This is a genomic window from Thermodesulfobacteriota bacterium, assembly GCA_040756475.1.
Taxonomy (GTDB): domain Bacteria; phylum Desulfobacterota; class Deferrisomatia; order Deferrisomatales; family JACRMM01; genus JBFLZB01.
This window is the reverse complement of the sequence record JBFLZB010000275.1, coordinates 1-4,327: the sequence shown is the minus strand read 5'-3', so window position 1 is coordinate 4,327 and position 4,327 is coordinate 1. Positions and strand designations below refer to the sequence as shown.

Genomic DNA, 4,327 nt, shown 5'->3' with positions numbered 1-4,327 from the left:
CATCGTCCACAACCTGTGGCCCGCATCGACTGGGACATGGACGCCCGCCCCCAACCCCTGGGCCGTGGAGTTCGACGAGCGGGTCAGGCAGTGCCTGGTCTCCGGCAACCATCGGGACCTGGTGGCCCCGAGCGCGTCCCTGGCGGTGCCGACGCTGGACCACTACCTCCCCATGGTCTACGCGCTCGCCCTCCAGGAGGCCGGCGAGCCGGTGACCTTCGTCCACGAGGGGATGGAGAACGCTTCGATCTCCATGCGCTGCCTTCAGGTGGGGTGAGGGCGGGCCTGCGGGAGCCGTGGGCTACGACCCGTCCGCGGGGTACGGAAAGCCGAGGGCCGGTACGAAGAGAAGATCGGCCCCGCGAAGCGTCGCGCACCACCTCGTACGTCCCGTTCGCAGCCGAGGGGCGGAGCAGCTCGTCTTGCTCCGCCCCTCGGCCTTGAACTCGCCCCTGCTACCCGGTCTTGGGAATGCCAGGTCCCGCCAGCCTTGGCGGGTCATCCCCGGCGCGTCCGGGCAAGACTCACTCGACGATCACCAGGCGCCGACCTTGCCGGCATTGAAGTATCCCAAGGCCGGGTAGGCACAGCTGACCACACCTACCCCGAGCGTCCACCAGCCGGTCATCTTGAGCAGACTCAAGCCCGCCCCGTAGTTTCCGAGGCCGAGTACGTAGAAGAACAGGAAGAAAGTAATTGCCCAGAGGAGCCAGAGAACTCCAAATTGTGGAACCTTTGGAAGCTTCTTTCCGACGGCGTTGAAGAAACCTAGAGAGATGATGAACAACATGATAGACATGGGGAAACAGTACCATCCGAGGGGCTGCAGGGCTGCGAATGCAACAAATGGATTGGCTGCAGCTCCTTCTGATACAACAGAAGACGCAAGGGCAGCATTGTTTGGATTGTACATGGCGTAGATCCCGGCTCCAAGAGAGACGTATGCGATAGCAAACGTCAGGCATGTCGCCGCTACGACGGACGACACGGTCTCGCCAAAGCCGTCGTATAACCCCTTCGTGGCGATGATCAGGGCCATCACGACGATGAGACCGCCGATAACCAGGTTCAGCATCCCGATGCCGGTTGCAGAAAACGCCAGTCCGAGCACGGGAACGTTCGCTTGCCCCGCGATCGGGTTGAAGGCCGTGATCGTCTGGGCCATCGTGAGTCCGTTGACGGCCAGGATGGCTCCCACCAGGTACAGAACGATGTACACCATGCGCGATCCTCCTTGTGGTTGAAACGTAGGCTCTCACTCACCCGTAGCGGACCCCTCCAGCACACACCTGCTCCCTGCACCTCCTTCCACCGATGCCCCCCCCTCGGCAATCCGCTGATTGACCCAGCCGCATTTTAAGCAAACGTTGTACCGGAGATGCCGTCTTGAAGAAGTGCTCGCGAGAAGGCAACTTTTCTTAGGATCTACGCGTGCATGTGTCGCTTCCTCCTTGAATTGGACCCGAGAAATAGAAACGTGTTTCGTCCCAAAAGGAGACAAAGCGATTTGCCGCTCACCACCTTGGGTCAGCCTTGTGCTGGGTTGTACTTGCCGGCTGTGCTCGCCCCGCACCCTTCGAAGCCCCCTGTGTAGCGGGTGCGGGGTGTCTCCAGTTCTCCGAGCGGGAGGCGGCTAGGGAAGCCCACACGGCCGGTTGCGTTTACCGGGGGCCCGGCCGTCGAGTCCCTGCGACGGATGGCCAACAGGACTTCCCTCAGGGTAGCTGCGTCGGATGGTGGCTTGGCTGTCTGGGCGTTTCCCACAGGCCGGCGGTGCGCAGATGTCTCGAGGTGGGGCCAGTGGTCGGCGTTGTCCCTTCGGAGGAGGAGGTTCCCGTTTCGGTCTTGCCAGTGGAACGTGTACCTGATCTGGCGACCCCTGGGATCACCTCTCCCGCGAAGAGCCGACTCCCATCCCTGCGGTCGATTGCGTCTGGGACGTGACGACCGCCCGGCCGGTGGCTCCTCCCCTCCACGCTCCCCGCCGGAAGCGCCGGGCCATCCACACCCCCTGCACGGTCTGTGACGTCACCATGGCCGCCCACACGCCGAGGGCGCCCAGGGGCGTGGCCAGGGCGAGGAGGGCCGCCAGGGGGATGCGCAGCACCCACAGGGCGCCCAGCACCACCGCCATGGTGCCCCGGGTGTCGCCCGCGCCCTGGAGCCCGCCTCCCAGGCACACGGAAAGCGCCATGAAGGGCTGGCTCACCATGTTGCACCGCAGGTAGAGGTGGGTGGCTTCCCGGACGGCGGGGTCGGGGGTGATCAGGCCGGCGAGCTCCCGAGACCAAAGGAACACGGGCAGGGCCAGGGCCGTGAGCACGGTCGCCCCGGCCCCCGCGGTGCGCCACCCGGCCCGGGCCGCTTCTTCCGGCCTCCCCGCCCCCAGGGCCTGTCCCACGAGCACGCCCGCCGCCATGTTGAGGGCGAAGGCCGGCAGGTACAGCACGGCCTCGATGCGCAGCCCGTTGGTGAGGGCCGCGGTGGCGGTGACAGCGCTCGCCCCCAGGCGCCCCAGGATGGCGTAGAGGGCCAGGGTTCCCAGGTGCCATCCCACCTGGAGGAGGCCCGCGGGCCACGCGAGCTGTGCCAATCGGCGGGCGAGGCCGAGGTCGGGCCGCCAGCTTCCCCGCAGGATTCCGTGGGACGAGAGCCCCGCCAGGGAAAACGCGGCACCCGCGAGCAGGCTTGCCCCCGTGGCCGCGGCGATCCCCAGGGGGCCCAGGGCCGGGAGCCCCCCGAGTCCGAACGCCAGGGCGAAGTTTCCGGGAACGTTGAGGGCGGTGACGACCGCCGCCGCCCCCAGCATCCAGAGGGGAAGTCCCCTGGCGCGGAAGAGCGCCGCTGCCGTCACCAGCACCGCCTGGGGAAAGGCCGCGGCCGCGTACCAGGGGAGCAACTCCGCCGTCCAGATCGCTACCTCGGGGGGGAGGAAGGCGAGGGCCTGGGGACCGGGGCTCGCGAGCATTCCGAGGAGTGAGAGGGGCGCCATGGCCGCCCCCGCGAGCAAGAGCCCCTGGCGCGAGGCGTGGGCGCTCGCCGTGGCGCTCCCGGCCCCTTCGCTCCGGGCGATGACCGCCACGAGCCCCACCCCCAGGGCGTTTCCCACCACGTTGAAGAAGAAGAGCACCGTCGCGCAAAACCCCACGGCCCCCTGGGCCGCCGGCCCGAACCGGCCGGCGACGTACACGTCCGCCAGGCCGACGAGAAACTGGAGAAACATCGCCCCCACCATGGGCCAGGCGAGCCGCCACAGGTCGCGCCAGGAGTTGCGGACGGGCAAGGGGACTCCTCCAGAAGCGGCCAAGACGTGCCGCGCGAATCGGCCCAGGGGGGACACCCAAACAACTCGACCGAGGCTCCCCTCGAAAGCGAAATCGAGGTCGAAATCGAAATCGGGTTCCCGAGCCCCGCGGGTCTTGCCTTCGCTGCCGATCTCGATTGCGATTTCGATTTCGAGGAAGAGGCCCGTGGGGCTGCACGGGAAGGTGCTGCCGCGGCAACGCGTCCCCCTGCGTAGGGTCCTTCGCGGCTCACGCGGGCGGACCCGCGCGCCACGGCTACGGCCGCGCGATCTCGAAGAGGGTGACCTCGGGCGGGGCGAGCACCCGCATGGGCGGGCCCCAGGTACCGGTGCCCCGGCTCACGTAGAGCCGACCGCCTCCCGGCAGCGTATGGAGTCCTTCCAGGTAGGGATAGGCTCGCCGCACGAAGAGGTGGAAGGGGAAGATCTGGCCCCGGTGGGTGTGGCCCGAGAGCTGAAGGTCGAAGAGCCCGGTCGCGGCCTCCGAGACCCAGGGGCGGTGCTTGAGGAGCACCGTGAAGAGTGCACCGGTGGCGGCCGGGCCCAGCACCGCGGCGTCGTCCGGGGTGCGGCTCCCTGCGGGGTCGTCGACCCCTGCGATGACGAGGGTATCACCCACGGGCACCGCCTCATTTCGCAGCACCGCAAAGCCGCTGCGGGCGAGGAAGTCGAGCCCCTGGGCGAGGCCCGCGTAGTATTCGTGGTTCCCGGTCACGGCGAACTTGCCCAGGGGCGGCTCCAGGCGTTGCCACAGGGCCGTGAGCCCGTCCAGGTGGTCCATCTGGGCGTCCACGATGTCGCCGGTGGCCACCAAGAGATCCGGTTCCAGCTCGCGCACGGCGGAGATCACCGGGGCCAGGGCCTCCTCCCGGTGGAGGAGCCCCAGGTGCAGGTCCGAGACCTGGGCGATCCGCAGGCGGTCCACGCCGGCGGGCAGCTTCTCCGTGGTCAGGCGCACCGTTTCCACCCGCAGGTCCGTGGCCTCGAAGAGGCCGTAGATCCCCACCGCCGAGGTGGCGAGGA

5 protein-coding genes are annotated in these 4,327 nt (G+C 68.1%); 1 reads left to right on the top strand and 4 read right to left on the bottom strand.

Going from position 1 to position 4,327, the window contains the following annotated elements; all coding sequences use genetic code 11:
• The coding region (locus AB1578_22305) for a 4,5-DOPA dioxygenase extradiol (GenBank protein MEW6490631.1) at positions 1-277 on the top strand (277 nt) is incomplete at its 5' end.
• A gap of 258 nt (positions 278-535) precedes the next feature.
• Here AB1578_22305 and AB1578_22300 read toward each other — a convergent pair.
• The 4 genes from AB1578_22300 to AB1578_22285 form a co-directional block, all read right to left on the bottom strand.
• Positions 536-1,222 (bottom strand): AmiS/UreI family transporter, encoded by a 687-nt coding sequence (locus tag AB1578_22300; GenBank protein ID MEW6490630.1) that lies wholly within the window; start codon positions 1,220-1,222, stop codon positions 536-538.
• Between the two features lie 305 nt (positions 1,223-1,527).
• Positions 1,528-1,869 (bottom strand): DUF6516 family protein, encoded by a 342-nt coding sequence (locus AB1578_22295; protein ID MEW6490629.1) that lies wholly within the window; start codon positions 1,867-1,869, stop codon positions 1,528-1,530.
• A gap of 16 nt (positions 1,870-1,885) precedes the next feature.
• On the bottom strand, positions 1,886-3,283 hold the full coding sequence (locus tag AB1578_22290) for an MATE family efflux transporter (GenBank protein ID MEW6490628.1): 1,398 nt from the start codon (positions 3,281-3,283) through the stop codon (positions 1,886-1,888).
• Between the two features lie 277 nt (positions 3,284-3,560).
• A partial coding sequence (locus AB1578_22285) for a metallophosphoesterase (protein MEW6490627.1) occupies positions 3,561-4,327 on the bottom strand: 767 nt, incomplete at its 5' end.

Excerpts from the sequence above, each read along its gene's own strand:
- AB1578_22300 (MEW6490630.1), bottom strand. The coding sequence starts at position 1,222 with ATGGTGTACATCGTTCTGTACCTGGTGGGAGCCATCCTGGCCGTCAAC.